The sequence below is a fragment of the Pseudomonas sp. TSRC2-2 genome (assembly GCF_049897785.1).
In the GTDB taxonomy this organism is placed as follows: domain Bacteria; phylum Pseudomonadota; class Gammaproteobacteria; order Pseudomonadales; family Pseudomonadaceae; genus Aquipseudomonas.
Window position 1 is genome coordinate 371,619 of the sequence record NZ_JAFCWZ010000003.1, and the last position, 16,879, is coordinate 388,497.

Here is a 16,879-nt window from a genome sequence, read left to right on the forward strand (position 1 = left end):
GGTCTTAGAACACCGAGACGTAATCGCCCAATTCAACCTGTACCGATTTGATGCGGGTGAAGTTGTTCAGCGAGCTGATCCCGTTCTCACGGCCCACGCCCGACTGCTTGTAACCGCCCACCGGCATTTTCGCGTCGGACTCGCCCCAGGCGTTGATCCAGCAGATGCCGGCTTCCAGCTGATGAATTACGCGGTGCGCGCGGTTCAGGTCGCGGGTGACGATACCGGCGGCGAGGCCGAAGTCGGTGTCGTTGGCGCGGCGGATCACTTCTTCTTCGGTTTCGTAGGAGAGGATCGCCATGACCGGGCCGAAGATTTCTTCACGGACAATGGTCATGTCGTCGGTGCAATCGGTGAACACGGTCGGTGCCACGAACGCGCCTTTGGCGAATTCGCCGTCGGTCAGACGACCGCCGCCGCACAGGACGCGTGCGCCTTGCTCCTTACCTTTCTCGATGTAGGCCAGTACGCTTTCCATGTGGGCGAAGCTGACCAGCGGACCGAAGTTGGTATTTTCGTCTTCCGGGTTGCCGACGCGAATGCGCGCAACGCGTTCAACGATCTTGGCTTCGAACGCGGCTTTCAGGTGCGCGGGTACGAATACGCGGGTGCCGTTGGTGCAGACCTGACCGGAGCTGTAGAAGTTGGCCATCATCGCGGTGTCGGCGGCGCGATCCAGGTCAGCATCGTCGCAGATGATCAGTGGCGACTTGCCGCCCAGTTCCATGGTCACGTCCTTGAGCGACGAAGCCGAGGCGCTGGCCATGACTTTCTTGCCAGTGTCGGTGCCGCCAGTGAAGGAGATTTTCTCGATGCGCGGGTGCTCGGTCAGCCAGGTGCCGACTTCACGGCCGCTGCCGGTCAGGACGTTGAACACGCCGTTCGGCACGCCGGCTTCGGTGTAGATCTCGGCCAGTTTCAAGGTAGTCAGCGAAGTGACTTCGCTTGGCTTGAAGATCATCGCGTTACCGGCCGCCAGGGCTGGCGCGGATTTCCACAGGGCGATCTGGATCGGGTAGTTCCACGCGCCGATACCGGCGACCACGCCCAGCGGCTCGCGACGGGTGTAAACGAACGAGGTGTCACGCAGCGGGATCTGCTCGCCTTCGATGGCGGGCACCAGGCCTGCGTAGTATTCCAGCACGTCGGCGCCGGTGACGATGTCGACGTACTTGGTTTCGGAGAAGGATTTGCCGGTGTCCAGGGTTTCCAGCGCGGCCAGCTCATCGTTGCGCTCGCGCAGGATGTCGACGGCACGACGCAGGATGCGCGAACGCTCCATGGCGGTCATCGCGGCCCAGATCTTCTGGCCCTTTTCGGCGCTGACCACAGCGCGCTCGACGTCTTCCTTGGTCGCGCGTTGCACTTGGGCGAGGACTTCACCGTTCGCCGGGTTGATGGCTTCGAAGGTGGCATCGCTGCCAGCGTCGGTGTACGCGCCATCGATGTAGAGTTTTTGCAGTTCGAAACGGGCCATAGTGTCCTCGCAAGTGCATTGGTTGTTGGCCTTGGCCACCGCGATGACGCTACGGTGGGGTTCAGGCGTCGAGCGGTTTCTGTGTGCTCTGACCTGCCTGCTTGGCCAATTGGAAATCCATGTATTCGTAAGCGATCCGTTGCGCCTGCGCCGTGTCGAAAGCGTCTCCCGACAGCGCGCCGCGCAACCACAAGCCGTCAATCAACGCTGCCAGGCCTCGCGCGGCATTGCGCGCTTCTTCGAGCGGCAACACCCGACGGAACTCGCAGCACAGGTTGGAATACAGACGGTGATCGTTGATCCGCTGCAACCTGTGCAAAGACGGCTGGTGCATGCTGGTGGCCCAGAAGGCCAGCCAGGTTTTCATTGCCGGGCCATTGACCTGGCTGGCGTCGAAGTTGCCTTCGATGATCACCTGCAGATGCGCCCGTGGGCTGTCATCTGTCAGCGCCTGACGGCGCGCGGTGACGTTCTCGCTGAGGACGCTCATCAGGTACCGCATCGTGGCGGCGATCAGGCCGTTCTTGTCCTGAAAGTAATGACTGATGATGCCATTCGAGACACCGGCCAAACGGGCGATCAGCGCAATGCTGGCGTCCCCCATTCCGACCTGATCGACCGCTTGCAACGTGGCTTCGATCAGTTGTTGACGGCGGATGGGTTGCATACCGACCTTGGGCATCTTGCACATCTCCTTAGGCCTTCCGAGGGGCGAATGACGCCGATCGGATTGAGGGCCAGTCTATTTTGTTTTGATTGAACGTTCAATCAACAAAGAATAAGATCCGCGACAATTCGTCGCTGCCTACAGCTTTTTCCTACGTGTAATGACGATAAAAACCGACACCTGAAACGGCTCGAAACCTGCGTGGGGCATGGCGCGGTTCGCGATTCGATGGACGTGTTGAAAGGGCAAGACGCTCGGGACCAGGTTTCGGATGAACGTCCGCACACCGGGGCCACGAAAGCGATCAGCGCGCCATTTCGGCAGGTTCGGGCTTTTTTCGGAGTGTCTTTATATCACCCGCCGGTCGGCTGCCAACTAACCGATTGGTCGGGTTCCGTGATGCCTTGTGTTCTTCTCTCGCACTGCCTGGAGCATTTGTGCCATGAGTTCTGCCTCGCTAATAAAGACCCCGCCCGAGAAGGTGACGGTCAACGGTTGGGTGTTCTACACCTCGACCGCGTTGATTCTGTTGTTGACCGCCATTCTGATCATCGCCCCGCAAGAGGCCGGCAGAGTGTTGGGGATGGCTCAAGCCTGGTTGTCGCGCAGCTTCGGCTGGTACTACATGGTGGTGATCGCCGCGTACCTGGTGTTCGTGGTCGGTCTGGCGTTTTCCTCGTACGGCAAACTCAAACTGGGCAGCAAGGACGACACCCCGGATTTCAGTTACGGCGCATGGGCGGGGATGCTGTTCTCGTCTGGCATCGGCATTTCGCTGTTGTACTTCGGCGCGTCCGAGCCGCTGGATCACTACTTCAATCCGCCGGAAGGCACGTCGGCCAGCAATCTGGCCGCGCGTCAGGCGGTGCAGCTGACGTTCCTGCACTGGGGCCTGCATGGCTGGGCAATCTACGCACTGGTCGGTCTGGCCGTGGCTTACTTTGCTTATCGGCATAACCAGCCGTTGGCGTTGCGTTCGGCGCTGTATCCGCTGGTCGGCGAGCGTTGGGTCAAAGGCGCGGCCGGGCATGCGGTTGACGGCTTCGGCATGTTCGTGACGCTGCTGGGGCTGGTGACCAACCTGGGCATCGGTTCGCTGCAAGTATCGTCGGGGCTGGAAAACCTGTTCGGCATGGAACACAGCAACACCAACCTGCTGATCGTGATTATCGTCATGAGCACCGTGGCGACCATCGCTGCTGTGTCCGGCGTGGAAAACGGCATCCGGCGTCTGTCCAACCTGAACATCGTGCTGTTCAGCGGCTTGCTGATTTTCGTCCTGCTGTTCGGCCCGACCCTGCACTTGCTCAATGGTTTTGTGCAGAACATCGGTGATTACCTGAACGGCGTGGTGCTGAAGACGTTCGACCTGTACGTCTATGAAGGCGACAACGCCAAGTCCGATCGCTGGCTGGGCCTGTGGACGCTGTTCTACTGGGCGTGGTGGATTTCCTGGGCACCATTCGTGGGCATGTTCATTGCGCGGATTTCCCGTGGTCGCACTGTGCGTGAACTGGTCGCCGGCGTGCTGTTGATTCCGCTGGGCTTCACTTTGGCGTGGCTGTCGATCTTCGGTAACTCGGCGCTGGATCTGGTGATGAACCACGGCGCGGTGGAGTTGGGCAAGACGGCACTGGAACAGCCGTCGATGGCAATTTATCAATTGCTTGAGCACTACCCTGCGTCGAAAGTCGTCATCGGTGTGTCGATCTTCGTTGGCTTCGTGCTGTTCCTGACCCCGGCCGACTCCGGCGCGGTGATGATGGCGAATCTTTCGTGCAAGGGCGGGAACGTCGATGAAGATGCGCCGCACTGGCTGCGGATTTTCTGGTCGGTAGTGATCACGCTGGTGACCATCGGCCTGCTGTTCGCCGGCAACTTCGAAGCCATGCAGACCATGGTGGTGCTGGCCGGCCTGCCGTTCTCGGTGGTGCTGATCTGCTTCATGTTCGGCCTGCACAAGGCGATGCGTCAGGACGTGCAGATCGAGCAGGAGCAGGCGCAACTGGCCGAGCGCGGACGTCGCGGTTTCAGCGAGCGCTTGACGCAACTGGATCTGCAACCGAGCCAATCGGTGGTTCAGCGTTTCATGGACAAGCACGTCACCCCGGCGCTGGAAGACGCCGCCGCGCAATTGCGCAATCAGGGCATTGAAGTGCAGACGCTGCTGGGCAAGGCCAAACGTTGCATGGGCGTGCGGGTCGAGATGGGAGAGGGCAACCCTTTCGTTTACGAAGTCAGCCTGGACGGTTATCTGGCGACCCCGACCGAATCGGCGCAGTCCGATGAAGCGCGGCAGCGTTATTACCGGGCTGAGGTGTATCTGCACAATGGCAGCCAGGATTATGACTTGATGGGCTTTACGCCGGAGCAGATTACCCGGGATGTGCTGGATCAGTTCGAGAGCCATCGGCAGTTGCTGGGTCGGGTTTATAGCTAAACACCGAGCGCGGTGTTTCTCCGGAGACACCGCATTGTTCCTTTAAAAGATCGCAGCCTTCGGCAGCTCCTACATGGATCGCATTATCCTGTAGGAGCTGCCGAAGGCTGCGATCTTTTGATCTTCAAACAAAAACGCCGCGATCCTCTCGCGGCGTTTTCGTGTCTGCGGGTTTACCCCAGATTCTTGCCCAACAACGCGTGATACAACTCGCTGTCGCCCAGAATCCCCACCACATGATTGTCATCATGCAGCACCAGCTTGTTGCCGGTCTGATATCGAATCTGCAGCGCGTCGCGCATGCCGATGTTCGAGTCCACCAGCGTCGGCTTGCGCTCCAGGCCTTCCACCGCTTGCCCCGGTGCCCAGTTCTGCAGGTTCAGCACCGAACCGTTCTGCCGTGCGCCTTTGATGGTATTGCCTTCGGCCAGGTCCAGCCACGAATCGCCGCCCGGGTCCAGGCATACCGAGCCGTTGATGCGTTTGCACTTGTCCAGTGTGCGCATCAGGCTGCGGCCGCAGAGCACGTTGAGCGGGTTGGTATGCGCAACGAAGGTGCGCACATAGTCGTCTGCCGGGTTGAGGACGATCTCTTCCGGCACGCTGTACTGGATGATCCGGCCGTCTTTCATGATCGCGATGCGGCTACCCAGTTTCAGCGCCTCGTCGAGGTCGTGGCTGACAAACACGATGGTCTTGCTCAGCTTGCGTTGCAGCTCCAGCAATTCATCCTGCAGACCCTGACGGATCAGCGGGTCGAGGGCCGAGAACGGTTCGTCCATCAGCAGAATGTCGGCGTCCATGGCCAGCGCGCGGGCGAGGCCAACGCGCTGTTGCATGCCGCCGGAAAGTTCGTCCGGCTTCTTGTTGCGCCATTGGGTCAGGCCCACCAGTTCGAGTTTTTCATCGACCAGCTTCTTGCGTTCCTTTTCCGGTCGACCCTGCATTTCCAGACCGAAGCTGATGTTTTCGCGCACCGTCAGCCATGGCATCAGGGCGAACTTCTGGAACACCATGGCAATGCGCTTGGTGCGCATCATCTTCAGCTCGGCGGGCGTGCAGGACGCGATGTCGATCTGACGGTTTTCATGCTCGACGAACAGCTTGCCGCGGCTCACGGTGTTGAGGCCGTTGATGCAGCGCAGCAGGCTCGATTTGCCCGAGCCGGAGAGGCCCATCAGCACGCAGATCTCGCCTTTGTTGATGTCCAGCGTGGCTTTTTCCACGCCGACGATCTGACCGGTCTTCTTCAGGATCTCGTTGCGGGTCATGCCCTGATCGAGCAGCTTGAGTGCCTCGCGCGGGTCCTTGGAGAAGATTACGTCGACGTCTTCGAAGCGAATTATGCTCATGCGTCACCCCCTGCTTTGGCGTCGGGTTGTTTGCAGATACGGTCGAGCATGATCGCCAGCAGTACGATTGCCAGGCCTGCTTCGAAGCCCAGCGCAATATCAGCAGTGTTCAGTGCGTTGACCACCGGTTTGCCGAGTCCGTCGGCGCCGACCAGTGCTGCGATCACCACCATCGACAGCGACAGCATGATGCACTGGGTGATGCCGGCCGCGATGCTCGGCATGGCGTGCGGCAGTTCGATCCGTGAGAGCAATTGGCGACGCGAGCAGCCGAAGGCCTTGCCGGCGTCCATCAGTTCTTGCGGGACATCGCGGATGCCCAGGTAGGTCAGGCGGATCGGCGCCGCGATGGCGAAGACCACCGTGGAGATCAGGCCCGGAACCACACCCAGCCCGAAGAGGGTCAGGGTAGGAATGAGGTAAACGAAGGTCGGCACGGTCTGCATCAGATCGAGCACCGGCCGCATCATGGTGTAGAACATCGGTTTGTGCGCGGCGACGATGCCCAGCGGCACGCCGATCAACACGCAGACCAGGGTGGCGAACAGCACCTGGGCGAGGGTTTCCATGGTTTCCTGCCAGTAACCCAGGTTGAGGATCAGCAGGAACGAGGCGACCACGAACGCGGTCAGGCCCCACTTGCGTTGAATCAGATGGGCGATGATTGCAATCAGGCCAATCAAGACCAGTGGGTTGAACCAGGTCAGCGCAAACGTCACGCCGTGGATCATCGTTTCCAGTGTCACGGCGATTGCGTCGAAGGTGTTGGCGCCGTGTTGCGTCAACCATTCGACGAAGCCCGCGATGTACTGGCCTAAAGGTATTTTCTGATCAATCAGCATGGTAGTGAACGTCCGCATGCAAGGAAATTAACAGCCCGGGCAGGCACGCCTGCCCGGCATAAGCGGTGCCTTTCAAATCAAGGCGCGAGCTTGGCTTTCACGGCCTCCAGGCCTGGTTTACCGTCAATGGTGGTCACGCCAGCGAGCCAGGTATCGAGCACCTGTGGATTCTTTTTCAGCCAGGCCTTGGCGGCCGCGTCAGGCTTCATCTTGTCGTCGAGAATGTTGCCCATCAGTTCACTTTCCATGTCGACGGTGAACTCCAGGTTTTTCAACAACTGACCGACGTTGCTGCATTCTTCGGCGTAACCCTTGCGGGTGTTGGTCGCCACGGTGGCGGCGCCGAAATCGGGGCCGAAGAAGTCGTCGCCGCCGGTCAGGTATTGAATCTTGAAGCGCTTGTTCATCGGGTGCGGCGCCCAGCCGAGGAAGACCACGGCGGTGTCGCGCTTCTGCGCCCGGTCGACTTGCGAGAGCATGCCGGCCTCGGAGGATTCGACGATCTTGAAGCCAGCGGTTTTCAAGCCGAAGGCATCCTTGTCGATCATGCTCTGGATCAGCCGGTTGCCGTCGTTGCCAGGCTCGATGCCGTAGATCTTGCCGTCGAGTTCTTTCTTGAATTTGGCAATGTCGGCGAAGTCATGCAGGCCTTTTTCGTACAGGGCTTGCGGCACGGCGAGGGTGTATTTGGCGCCCTTGAGGTTGGTGCGCACGGTGTCGACGGTGCCGGCATCGCGATACGGCTTGATGTCGTTCTCCATGGTCGGCATCCAGTTACCGAGAAACACGTCCATGTTCTTGCCGTCGGCCAGCGACTTGTAGGTCACGGGCACGGAGATCATGGTGGTCTTGGTCTTGTAACCGAGGGCGTTGAGAACAACGGAAGTGGTGGCGGTGGTCGCGGTGATGTCGGTCCAGCCGACATCAGAGAAGTTAACGAGGCTGCACTGTGCCGGTTCTGCGGCTTGCGCCAGTAACGGCAGACTCAGCAGGGCGGCCAACAACAACGACGGGGAACCTTTCATGGATGGACTCCTTGGTGTTTTTTTTGGCAGTGTTCCGACTGTGGACCACCGCACTTATGGGTTGCGGTTGGTGGCGTTCTGACGACAGCTCTACCGCAGCGCCTTGCAATCGAGTCATCCCGATCATGTACCAGTGAAAATCTGACGCCTACAGGGAGGGTCGTATCCAGTACAGGGATGGTCGCTTCCAGTGTCGGTGACGTCGCTTACAGCTTTTTTCCGCCCCCGATGACCTGCTCAACGGCATAAAAACGGCGTATTTGCGGGGCGAAAACGTAACGACGCTGCTGGACATGACTGCGTCGGTGTCAGACGCCGAGCGCGCCGACAAAAGCCCGATGATGCCGGCATTCGGCGGATCGCAGCTTGAGCGTAGCAGCTCCGCCAGCGGGCGCTTTTGCCGCCCGGACCGGTATTCTCAGGAGCTTCGCAGCAATGGCTATCAGCGTTTTCGACCTGTTCAAAATCGGCATCGGCCCTTCCAGTTCCCACACCGTCGGGCCGATGCGCGCCGCCGCATTGTTCGTCGAGTCGCTGCGCGGCAAGCATCAGCTGGAACAGGTGCGGCGCATCGAGGTGCAGTTGTTCGGATCGCTTTCCGCCACCGGCATCGGTCACGGCAGCGACAACGCAGTGATCATGGGTCTGATGGGCGAGTGGCCGGACGCAATCGACCCGGCGCAGATCGGCCCGCGCATTCAGGCGCTGCGCGAGACCGACACGCTTCTATTGGATGGCAGCCTGGCGGTGCCGTTTGTCTGGGCGCGCGACATGCGCCTGATCGATGAAAACCTGCCGTTCCATCCCAATGCCATGACTATCGTTGCCGAGGGGGATCACGGTGAGTTGCATCGCGACACCTACTATTCGGTCGGCGGCGGCTTTGTCGTGGACGAGGCGCAAGCGGCCAGCGGTGTAGTCGACCTCGATCGCACCGAATTGCCCTACGACTTCTCCAGCGCGGTCGAGCTGCTGCAGTTGTGCAAAACGCACAACCTGCGCGTCGCCGAACTGATGATGGCCAACGAAAGGGTCTGGCGCAGCGAAGAAGAAATCCGCGCCGGGCTGATGAAGCTGTGGCGGGCGATGCAGGATTGCGTCGAACAAGGGTTGAAGCACGAGGGCATTCTGCCCGGCGGGCTGAACGTGCGCCGGCGCGCGGCGAAGTTGCACCGCAGTCTGCAGGAACTGAACAAACCCAATGTCATCGGCTCGACGCTGAGCGCGATGGAATGGGTGAATCTGTTCGCCCTGGCGGTCAACGAAGAGAACGCTGCCGGTGGGCGCATGGTCACCGCACCGACCAACGGCGCGGCGGGGATCATTCCGGCGGTGTTGCACTATTTCATGAAATTCAGCGAAGCGGTCACCGACGCCAATGTCGTTGACTATTTCCTCGGCGCGGCGGCGGTCGGCATTTTGTGCAAGAAGAATGCTTCGATCTCTGGCGCGGAGGTCGGTTGTCAGGGCGAGGTCGGTTCGGCCTGCGCGATGGCAGCGGCGGGGCTGGCGGAGATTCTTGGCGCCACCCCTGAACAATTGTGCAACGCGGCGGAGATTGGCCTGGAGCACAACCTCGGCCTGACCTGCGATCCGGTTGGCGGCCTGGTGCAAGTGCCGTGTATCGAGCGCAATGCGATTGCGGCGGTGAAGGCGATCAATGCGGCGCAGATGGCCCTGCGCGGCGATGGCCAGCACTTTATTTCGCTCGACCGGGTGATCCGCACCATGCGTGATACCGGCGCGGATATGCATGACAAATATAAAGAGACGTCGCGGGGCGGGTTGGCGGTCAGTGCGGTGGAGTGCTGAGTCAGCAGCACCGAGTTGAATGCTTCGCGAGCAAGCTCGCTCCCACATCGAAACCCTGGGGTTCACAAATTTTTTGTCCACTGGAGATCTATTGTGGGAGCGAGCTTGCTCGCGAAGGGGCCAGACCAGTCAAAACTGCTCACGAAAGGAACACCACCATTTAACCGCGCCACGTTTTGGCGCGTCGCAATCAGACAAGAGCCAATGTCGCTTGTGACTTGTCGGTCGTTAGCTGACCGTCCGTCGTCCGTGCTTGTGGTTACATTTTGTACGAATCCCCTGCAGGCCTGTTCCCACAAGTGCTACCGATCTGCTCACGGAGCGCGGAGCAGGGTGTTCTCGACGCTTGATGGCACTTCGAAATGCCCTGTTCGCAGGTCTCGAATAGACACGTCGCGAGGTCGTTTTCAGGAGTTATTGAATGGCCATCCAACTTTAGGCATGGCAATTGCTCTGTCATAACAAAGCCTGCTTCCCTTGTGAGAACGCCGGCAATAACAAGAGCCTCCGCCTGAGGCCACCACCCGCTTTGTGTGAGGAGATACCGCGATGACGACGTTCAACTCCGGGGCCCAACCCCAGAACCGTGCGCCTCAATCCATCGGCTTTCTGCTGCTGGACAATTTCACGCTGATTTCCCTGGCGTCCGCCGTTGAGCCGCTGCGCATGGCCAACCAGTTGTCCGGTCGCGAGCTGTATCGCTGGAGCACCCTCACCGTTGACGGCGGCCAGGTCTGGGCCAGTGACGGGCTGCAGATCACCCCCGACGCCTCCATGCACAAAGCCCCGCCACTGGACATTGTTATCGTCTGCGGCGGGGTCGGCATTCAACGCACCGTGACCCGTGAACATGTGTCCTGGCTGCAAAGCCAGGCGCGCCAGTCCAAGCGGCTTGGCGCGGTGTGTACCGGTAGCTGGGCGCTGGCCTGCGCCGGCCTGCTCGACGGCTTCGATTGCAGCGTGCACTGGGAATGTCTGGCGGCGATGCAGGAAGCGTTTCCGCGAGTGGCCATGAGCACACGCCTGTTCACCCTCGACCGTAACCGTTTCACCAGCTCCGGCGGCACCGCGCCGCTGGACATGATGCTGCACCTGATCAGCCGTGATCATGGCCGCGAATTGTCGGCAGCAATCTCGGAAATGTTCGTCTATGAACGCATCCGCAATGAACAGGATCACCAGCGCGTGCCGCTCAAGCACATGCTCGGCACCAACCAGCCGAAGCTGCAGGAAATCGTTGCGCTGATGGAAGCCAATCTGGAAGAGCCGATCGACCTCGATGAACTGGCGGTGTATGTCGCGGTGTCGCGTCGACAGCTGGAGCGGCTGTTCCAGAAATACCTGCACTGCTCGCCGTCGCGTTATTACCTGAAGCTGCGGCTGATCCGCGCCCGGCAACTGCTCAAGCAGACGCCGATGTCGATCATCGAAGTGGCGTCGGTGTGCGGTTTCGTTTCTACGCCGCATTTCTCCAAGTGCTACCGCGAATATTTCGGCATTCCGCCGCGTGACGAGCGCGTCGGCTCCAACACCACCCAGCAAGTGGCAATGCTGCCACTGCCGCAGGCCATCGTGATGTCGCCGCTGTCGGGGCCGATGTCGGCGTTGAGTCAGGCGCGTAATGAGTCGACGTTTGCCAGCGTAAGGCTGTAAACCGAGTCATCGTTCTTCGCGAGCAAGCCCGCTCCCACATTGGAATGCATTTCAAATGTGGGAGCGGGCTTGCTCGCGAAGAGGACCTGTCAGGCGCTATGACTTTGCTGATAGTCCGCGAGTGCCGGCAACAACTGCTTGTCGATCGCCTGACGCACCGCCGGCTGAATGCTCGCGCCACTGGTGTACATGTCCTTGACCATCTTGCGCAGTTCGAATGCGCGAACATTGTCCAGGCCGCGCACTGCACACTCGCAGGCCTGCTCGGCGGTGGTACCGCTCGGCACCTGAATACCCAAGGCCTTGAGCTGGCCCAACAGATCTTCCTGGTCAATCAAATCGGCGTACATCATCACGCAAATCCTTCTGTGGCAACGGAGGTCTTGGCTCGATTCTGGTGGCCCCGACCGGACGCGGCAAGGGCGTTTTGTCGCGGTGGCCGGGACGACTATGAACAGGTCGTTTTCGGCTAATCGACTGGCTTGGCGAGTAGGCACACTGGCTCCAGCTCGCTTCACGAAGGTTTGGTCACCCTCGCCTGGCAGCTCCTCAACAGTACCCTCCTCAGCTCCGATCCTGTCACGGCTTGATCGGAGTTTTTTTTGCCTGTGAATCAGGGGTCGGGATGTTGATCGAGCTGACGCCATCGCTGGCAAGCCAGCTTCCCACAGGTCTACCTCTGCAACACCAGAATCCGCGACAACAACTCATCCCGATCGACATAGCAGCCCTGAAAATGCCGCGCCCCGGTGGCCGGATCAAAGGCATTGCGCGCATGCAACGTGCGGCGGTTATCGAAGCACCACAACTCCCCCGGATTGAGCCGTTGCACCAGCCGAAACCGCGGCTCGCGGGTCATCGCGATAAGGCGTCGATAAGCTCGATAGAGCAACGGCATCTGCGCCACCGACGTATCGAACGCCCCGCGCAGGAAATTGGCCATGCGAATTTCCGCCACCCGGCCCAGCGCATCCAAAGCGATGATTGGCGCCAGGCAGCGATAGTCGCTGTGCCGATCCTTGTTGCGAAATTCCACGGGGATTTCACACAAGGCCTGAAACAGCTGCGGATCCTCCTGACGCAAGGCATCGGCGATCGCAAAGCCATCGACGAAAACACTCTCGCCGCCCTCGGCATCATTCACCAGGCAATGCAGAAATTGCAGCCCCGGTTGCAACTCACGAGTCGGTAGATCCGTGTGCAATGGCAGGTTGAATGCGGTGTAAGCGTTGCTGTCGGCATCGGCCTTGGACTGCACGTTGAACAGCACGCCGAAATTGCTCTCGCGGATGAAGGAAATCCGTTGCGCGATGGATTTCAGCGAGCCGGGCTCGGTCGGCACGCCGCGCACTTGGGTCAGGCCGATGTCGCGCACGGCGAGCAACCATTGCAGCAGTGCAGCGTTGTCGTTCATCAGCGCGGTGTATTCGAACACCGGCAACTGCAGATCGCTGTGCCACAAACGGTTTTGCGGTTTACCGGCCAGGCGCTCGGCGCGGGATTGGTCGTCATAGGCGTGAGCGCGCAACCAGCCCGGGTCGAAGCGGCTGAGGTGACCGTCTTCCCAGTCGAGGCGCAGACCGCCATCGGTGTCGATGCGCGTGGCCAGCGGTTGCAAATCCTCGGCGGCATCGACGCTTTCAAAGACCTGCTCGCGAGTGACGCTGTAGACACATTGATCACACGGGCAATTGTCGCGCAGCCAGACGTGGTGAAACGGGCTGACACGCCCGTCGGCCCATTCGATGACAACGCGATCCGCCAGACCCTGCACGCCACGCAGCGCGCTGATCAACGGATAGGTACGAAAATCGGCAACAGCGGCAGCGGTATTCATGGCGGCTCCTGATCGAAGGGATTACCGGGCGGGTGGCAGCGTGATCACGCGGCCGATGTAAGCAGGGGCGGGCAGGTCGGTCTGGTCAGCGACGATGGCTTGCAGGCGATGCAACGTATCGGGGCTGAACGGCGCTGAGCGCGGGCCGGCGAGGTCGACGTGCAGCAGCATCTGTTCATTGCCGGCCAGTTCCTGCGCATCACCGACCTTGTGCAGGCTGTGATAGAGATGCAGGCGTTTGTTGTCGTGGCCGATGATCTGCGTACGCACTTCGACCTCGCTGTCGAGCTTCACTTCGTGCAGGTAATTGAGGTGCAGTTCGAGGGTGAACAGCGAATGGCCGCTGGCTTCGCGGTTGTTGCTGTCTATGCCGAGACGATCCATCAGCGCGTCGGTGGCGTAGCTGAAGATCAGCAGGTAGAAGGCATCGCGCAGGTGGCCGTTGTAGTCGACCCAGTCGGCGATGATGGTGGTTTGGTAGGTGGTGAGGTGGGGCATTGCACGGCTCCGATGTTGATGTTGGCGGGACTGCAGCCTTCGCGAGCAAGCCCGCTCCCACACTGGATCTGCGTCGTTCACAACACCAATGTGGGAGCGGGCTTGCTCGCGTAGGGGCCAGACCTGCTGAATGGTTACTCGCTGAACGCCATCCCATGCTTCTCTTTGGTGGTTTTCACCGCCTCGAGCACCGCCAGCAGACAATCATCACGATAGCGCTCCAGCGCCGAAATGCTGTGCCGGCCAAGCTGATCGCTGGTGCCATCGACCACATCATCGATCAGCTTGTCGGTAAGCTCCGGTGCGGGCAGATACGTCCACGGCAATTGCAACGCCGGGCCGAATTGCGCCATGAAGTGACGCATGCCGGCATCGCCACCGGCCAGGGTGTAAGTCAAAAAAGTACCCATGAACGACCAGCGCAAACCGGCGCCAAAGCGAATCGCATCGTCGATTTCGCCGGTGGTCGCCACGCCGTCATTGACCAGGTGCAGCGCCTCGCGCCACAGCGCTTCGAGCAGGCGATCGGCGATGAACCCGGGGACTTCCTTGCGCACATGCAGCGGGCGCATGCCGAGGGATTCGTAGACTTGCATCGCCGCTTGCACTGCCTCGGGCGCGGTGTGTTTGCCACCGACCACTTCCACCAGCGGTAACAGATAGACCGGGTTGAACGGATGCCCGACCACGCAACGCTCGGGGTGCGTCGAGCTCTCATAGAACTCGCTCGGCAACAGGCCTGAAGTGCTGGAGCCGATCAACGCATCGGGTTTGGCCGCGGCGCTGATTTTGCTGTGCAGATCGAGTTTCAGCTCCAGCCGCTCGGGGGCGCTTTCCTGAATGAAATCGGCGTCGCGTACGCACTCCTCGATGGTGGTGACAAAGCGCAGACGATCCTGCGAGGCGCCCGGCGCCAGGCCGCTCTTTTCCAAAGCTCCCCAGGCATTGGCCACGCGTTGGCGCAGTGCCGCTTCGGTGCCGGGCGCCGGGTCCCAGGCCACCACGTCGAGGCCATGGGCGAGGGCGCGCGCGACCCAGCCACTGCCAATGACACCGCTGCCGAGCGCGGCGAAGGTTTTGATTTCGGTGATAAAGCGCATAGGTATTCCCTGATGGTCGAGGACCCTGTACGAGCTGCCGAAGGCTGCGATCTTTTGATCTTGCTTCTAAAAATCAAAATCAAAAGATCGCAGCCTTCGGCAGCTCCTACAGGTGAAATGGGTGATGGGATCAGCCGCGCTGGGTCAGGCCCATTTTTTTGCGACCTTCCGCCGGGGTGAGCACGCGAGCGCCGAGGCGGCTGAGGATTTCCGTGGCGCGCTCAACCAATTGCCCATTGGTTGCCAGCACGCCTTTGTCCAGCCAAAGATTGTCCTCAAGCCCGACCCGCACGTTGCCGCCCAGCAGCACTGCTTGCGCCGCCATCGGCATCTGCATGCGGCCGATGCCGAAACCGGCCCACACCGCGTCGGCCGGCAGGTTGTCGACCATGGCTTTCATGGTGGTGGTGTCGGCCGGCGCGCCCCACGGGATGCCCAGGCACAGCTGGAACAGCGGGTTGTCGAGCAAGCCTTCCTTGATCATCTGCTTGGCGAACCACAGATGCCCGGTGTCGAAAATCTCCAGTTCGGCCTTCACGCCCAGCTCGGTGATGCGCTTGGCCCCGGCACGCAGTTGCGCCGGGGTGGAGACGTAAATGGTGTCGCCGTCGCCGAAGTTCAGCGTGCCGCAATCGAGGGTGCAGATTTCCGGCAGCAGCTCCTCAACGTGGGCGAGACGGGTCAGCGGGCCGACCAGATCGGTGTTCGGGCCGAACTCCATCGGGTTCTCGCCAGCGCCGATTTCCAGGTCTCCGCCCATCCCGGCGGTGAGGTTGACGATGATGTCGACGTCCGCCTCGCGGATGCGCTCCATGACTTCGCGGTACAGCGCCACGTCACGGCTGAACTTGCCGGTCTGCGGATCGCGGACATGGCAGTGCACGACGGTGGCGCCGGCCTTGGCCGCTTCCACCGCTGCTGCGGCAATCTGTTTCGGGGTGACCGGCACGTGTGGACTTTTGGCGCTCGTGTCGCCAGCACCGGTAAGTGCGCAGGTGATGATGACGTCGTGGTTCATGGTGCGTTTTCCTTCAGGCGTGATGGGTCTGTTCGCAGCCCGTGGCGGGGCTGCGAAGCGTCGTCAAATTCCCCTCTCCCTTGGGGAGAGGGTCAGGGTGAGCGGCTCTTCAATCGAGGGGTTATTTGCTGGTCAGTTGCAGATTTTCAGCGGCCGGTTTGCCATCGAAAGTCGTCACCCCTTCGAGCCAGCGCTGCTTGTCTTCGGGGTGATCCTTGAGCCATTGCTTCGCCGATTCGAAAGCGTCCTTGTGGTCAAGCAGCGGCTGCATCATCCGGCTCTCGTCTTCGGCGGTGAAGGTCAGGTTGGTCAGCAGACGGCCGATGTTCGGGCACTGCTCGGCGTACTTCGGCGCGGTGACCGTCCACACCGTGGCCATGCCTTCGTTCGGGCCGAGGGCGTCTTCGCTGCCGGTCAGGTAGGTCATCTGGATATTGACGTTCATCGGGTGCGGTGCCCAGCCGAAGAACACCACGGCTTCCTTGCGCCGCACGGCGCGGTCGACTGCAGCGAGCATGCCGGCCTCGCTCGATTCGACGAGCTGGAACTTGCCGAGGCCAAACTGGTTTTTGGCGATCATTGCCTTGATTTGCGTGTTGGCGCCCGAGCCTGGCTCGATGCCGTAGATCTTGCCGCCCAGTTCTTTCTGGAATTTGGCGATGTCGGCAAAGGTTTTCAAACCCTTGTCGGCGAGATAAGTCGGCACGGCGAGGGTCGCGCGGGCGTCTTTCAGGCTCGGTGCTTCGAGCACTTTGACCTGATTGGCTTCGACGAACGGCGTGATGGTCTGGGTCATCAGCGGGTTCCAGTAGCCGAGGAACAGGTCCAGGCGCTGGTCGCGAATTCCGGCGAAAATGATCTGCTGGGAGGCGCTGGTCTGTTTGGTGCTATAGCCGAGGCCGTCGAGCAGGACCTGGGTCATGGCACTGGTGGCGATCACGTCAGTCCAGTTGACCACGCCCATGCGCACGTTCTTGCAGGACGCCGGTTCGGCCGCCATCACGCCGGTGCTGAAGAAAGCGGTACCGCTGAGTGCAAGAACGCAGCTGCTGATCAGTCGTTTCATGTCGGGTTCCTCGGCAGTTCGATTATTGTGGTTTCCGGCATCTGCGCACCGGTGAGGCCAAGTTACGCAGCTATGCGCCCGTGAAAGCGCAC

Annotated in this window: 14 protein-coding genes; 3 read left to right on the plus strand and 11 right to left on the minus strand. The window is 60.6% G+C overall.

Features of this window, described 5'->3' with window-relative positions; all coding sequences use genetic code 11:
* Positions 1–4: 4 nt before the first annotated feature.
* Complete coding sequence (betB, locus tag ACP7D9_RS07730) at positions 5–1,477, minus strand: betaine-aldehyde dehydrogenase (protein WP_093097563.1); 1,473 nt, start codon at positions 1,475–1,477, stop codon at positions 5–7.
* A 61-nt stretch (positions 1,478–1,538) separates the two neighbouring features.
* Complete coding sequence (gene betI, locus ACP7D9_RS07735; RefSeq protein WP_203419794.1) at positions 1,539–2,159, minus strand: transcriptional regulator BetI; 621 nt, start codon at positions 2,157–2,159, stop codon at positions 1,539–1,541.
* A 427-nt stretch (positions 2,160–2,586) separates the two neighbouring features.
* On the opposite strand from betI, the gene betT reads away from it, so the two are divergent.
* Positions 2,587–4,584 carry a choline BCCT transporter BetT gene (betT, locus tag ACP7D9_RS07740; RefSeq protein WP_101161077.1) on the plus strand — a complete coding sequence of 666 codons (1,998 nt, stop codon included), beginning with the start codon at positions 2,587–2,589 and terminating at the stop codon, positions 4,582–4,584.
* Between the two features lie 173 nt (positions 4,585–4,757).
* Here betT and choV read toward each other — a convergent pair whose 3' ends face one another.
* The 3 genes from choV to ACP7D9_RS07755 form a co-directional block, all read right to left on the minus strand.
* Positions 4,758–5,936, minus strand: a complete 1,179-nt coding sequence (choV, locus tag ACP7D9_RS07745; RefSeq protein ID WP_034153601.1) for a choline ABC transporter ATP-binding protein — start codon at positions 5,934–5,936, stop codon at positions 4,758–4,760.
* On the minus strand, positions 5,933–6,778 hold the full coding sequence (choW, locus tag ACP7D9_RS07750) for a choline ABC transporter permease subunit (protein ID WP_426156532.1): 846 nt from the start codon (positions 6,776–6,778) through the stop codon (positions 5,933–5,935). The genes choV and choW overlap by 4 nt, the downstream gene beginning before the upstream one ends.
* A gap of 77 nt (positions 6,779–6,855) precedes the next feature.
* Positions 6,856–7,803, minus strand: coding sequence for a choline ABC transporter substrate-binding protein (locus ACP7D9_RS07755; protein WP_426156534.1), 948 nt, complete (start codon positions 7,801–7,803; stop codon positions 6,856–6,858).
* Positions 7,804–8,238: 435 nt separating this feature from the next.
* Between ACP7D9_RS07755 and ACP7D9_RS07760 the strand changes: the two genes are divergently transcribed.
* Together ACP7D9_RS07760 and ACP7D9_RS07765 are read left to right on the plus strand one after the other, a co-directional pair.
* The gene (locus ACP7D9_RS07760; RefSeq protein WP_426156536.1) at positions 8,239–9,615 is read left to right on the plus strand and encodes an L-serine ammonia-lyase; all 1,377 of its coding nucleotides are present in this window, start codon (positions 8,239–8,241) and stop codon (positions 9,613–9,615) included.
* A gap of 549 nt (positions 9,616–10,164) precedes the next feature.
* A complete protein-coding gene (locus ACP7D9_RS07765; protein WP_312999553.1) occupies positions 10,165–11,268 on the plus strand; it encodes a GlxA family transcriptional regulator in 1,104 nt (367 codons plus the stop codon).
* 89 nt (positions 11,269–11,357) lie between these two features.
* Here ACP7D9_RS07765 and ACP7D9_RS07770 read toward each other — a convergent pair whose 3' ends face one another.
* From ACP7D9_RS07770 to ACP7D9_RS07795, 6 genes are all read right to left on the minus strand, one after another.
* Positions 11,358–11,621 carry a hypothetical protein gene (locus tag ACP7D9_RS07770; protein ID WP_008083190.1) on the minus strand — a complete coding sequence of 88 codons (264 nt, stop codon included), beginning with the start codon at positions 11,619–11,621 and terminating at the stop codon, positions 11,358–11,360.
* Between the two features lie 320 nt (positions 11,622–11,941).
* Positions 11,942–13,105 carry a gamma-butyrobetaine dioxygenase gene (locus tag ACP7D9_RS07775; RefSeq protein WP_426156538.1) on the minus strand — a complete coding sequence of 388 codons (1,164 nt, stop codon included), beginning with the start codon at positions 13,103–13,105 and terminating at the stop codon, positions 11,942–11,944.
* A gap of 21 nt (positions 13,106–13,126) precedes the next feature.
* Positions 13,127–13,603, minus strand: coding sequence for a thioesterase family protein (locus ACP7D9_RS07780; RefSeq protein ID WP_426156540.1), 477 nt, complete (start codon positions 13,601–13,603; stop codon positions 13,127–13,129).
* 134 nt (positions 13,604–13,737) lie between these two features.
* Positions 13,738–14,703, minus strand: coding sequence for an L-carnitine dehydrogenase (locus ACP7D9_RS07785; RefSeq protein ID WP_426156542.1), 966 nt, complete (start codon positions 14,701–14,703; stop codon positions 13,738–13,740).
* A 130-nt stretch (positions 14,704–14,833) separates the two neighbouring features.
* Positions 14,834–15,721, minus strand: a complete 888-nt coding sequence (locus tag ACP7D9_RS07790) for a 3-keto-5-aminohexanoate cleavage protein (protein ID WP_101161058.1) — start codon at positions 15,719–15,721, stop codon at positions 14,834–14,836.
* Positions 15,722–15,842: 121 nt separating this feature from the next.
* Positions 15,843–16,787: a choline ABC transporter substrate-binding protein gene (locus ACP7D9_RS07795; protein WP_101161054.1), complete on the minus strand. Its 945-nt coding sequence runs from the start codon at positions 16,785–16,787 to the stop codon at positions 15,843–15,845.
* Positions 16,788–16,879: the final 92 nt, after the last annotated feature.

Bases quoted from the DNA above. Each gene is read 5' to 3' on its own strand.
- betB (WP_093097563.1), bottom strand. From the start codon at position 1,477: ATGGCCCGTTTCGAACTGCAAAAACTCTACATCGATGGCGCGTACACC.
- betI (WP_203419794.1), bottom strand. From the start codon at position 2,159: ATGCCCAAGGTCGGTATGCAACCCATCCGCCGTCAACAACTGATCGAA.
- betT (WP_101161077.1), top strand. From the start codon at position 2,587: ATGAGTTCTGCCTCGCTAATAAAGACCCCGCCCGAGAAGGTGACGGTC.
- choV (WP_034153601.1), bottom strand. From the start codon at position 5,936: ATGAGCATAATTCGCTTCGAAGACGTCGACGTAATCTTCTCCAAGGAC.
- choW (WP_426156532.1), bottom strand. From the start codon at position 6,778: ATGCTGATTGATCAGAAAATACCTTTAGGCCAGTACATCGCGGGCTTC.
- ACP7D9_RS07755 (WP_426156534.1), bottom strand. From the start codon at position 7,803: ATGAAAGGTTCCCCGTCGTTGTTGTTGGCCGCCCTGCTGAGTCTGCCG.
- ACP7D9_RS07760 (WP_426156536.1), top strand. From the start codon at position 8,239: ATGGCTATCAGCGTTTTCGACCTGTTCAAAATCGGCATCGGCCCTTCC.
- ACP7D9_RS07765 (WP_312999553.1), top strand. From the start codon at position 10,165: ATGACGACGTTCAACTCCGGGGCCCAACCCCAGAACCGTGCGCCTCAA.
- ACP7D9_RS07770 (WP_008083190.1), bottom strand. From the start codon at position 11,621: ATGATGTACGCCGATTTGATTGACCAGGAAGATCTGTTGGGCCAGCTC.
- ACP7D9_RS07775 (WP_426156538.1), bottom strand. From the start codon at position 13,105: ATGAATACCGCTGCCGCTGTTGCCGATTTTCGTACCTATCCGTTGATC.
- ACP7D9_RS07780 (WP_426156540.1), bottom strand. From the start codon at position 13,603: ATGCCCCACCTCACCACCTACCAAACCACCATCATCGCCGACTGGGTC.
- ACP7D9_RS07785 (WP_426156542.1), bottom strand. From the start codon at position 14,703: ATGCGCTTTATCACCGAAATCAAAACCTTCGCCGCGCTCGGCAGCGGT.
- ACP7D9_RS07790 (WP_101161058.1), bottom strand. From the start codon at position 15,721: ATGAACCACGACGTCATCATCACCTGCGCACTTACCGGTGCTGGCGAC.
- ACP7D9_RS07795 (WP_101161054.1), bottom strand. From the start codon at position 16,787: ATGAAACGACTGATCAGCAGCTGCGTTCTTGCACTCAGCGGTACCGCT.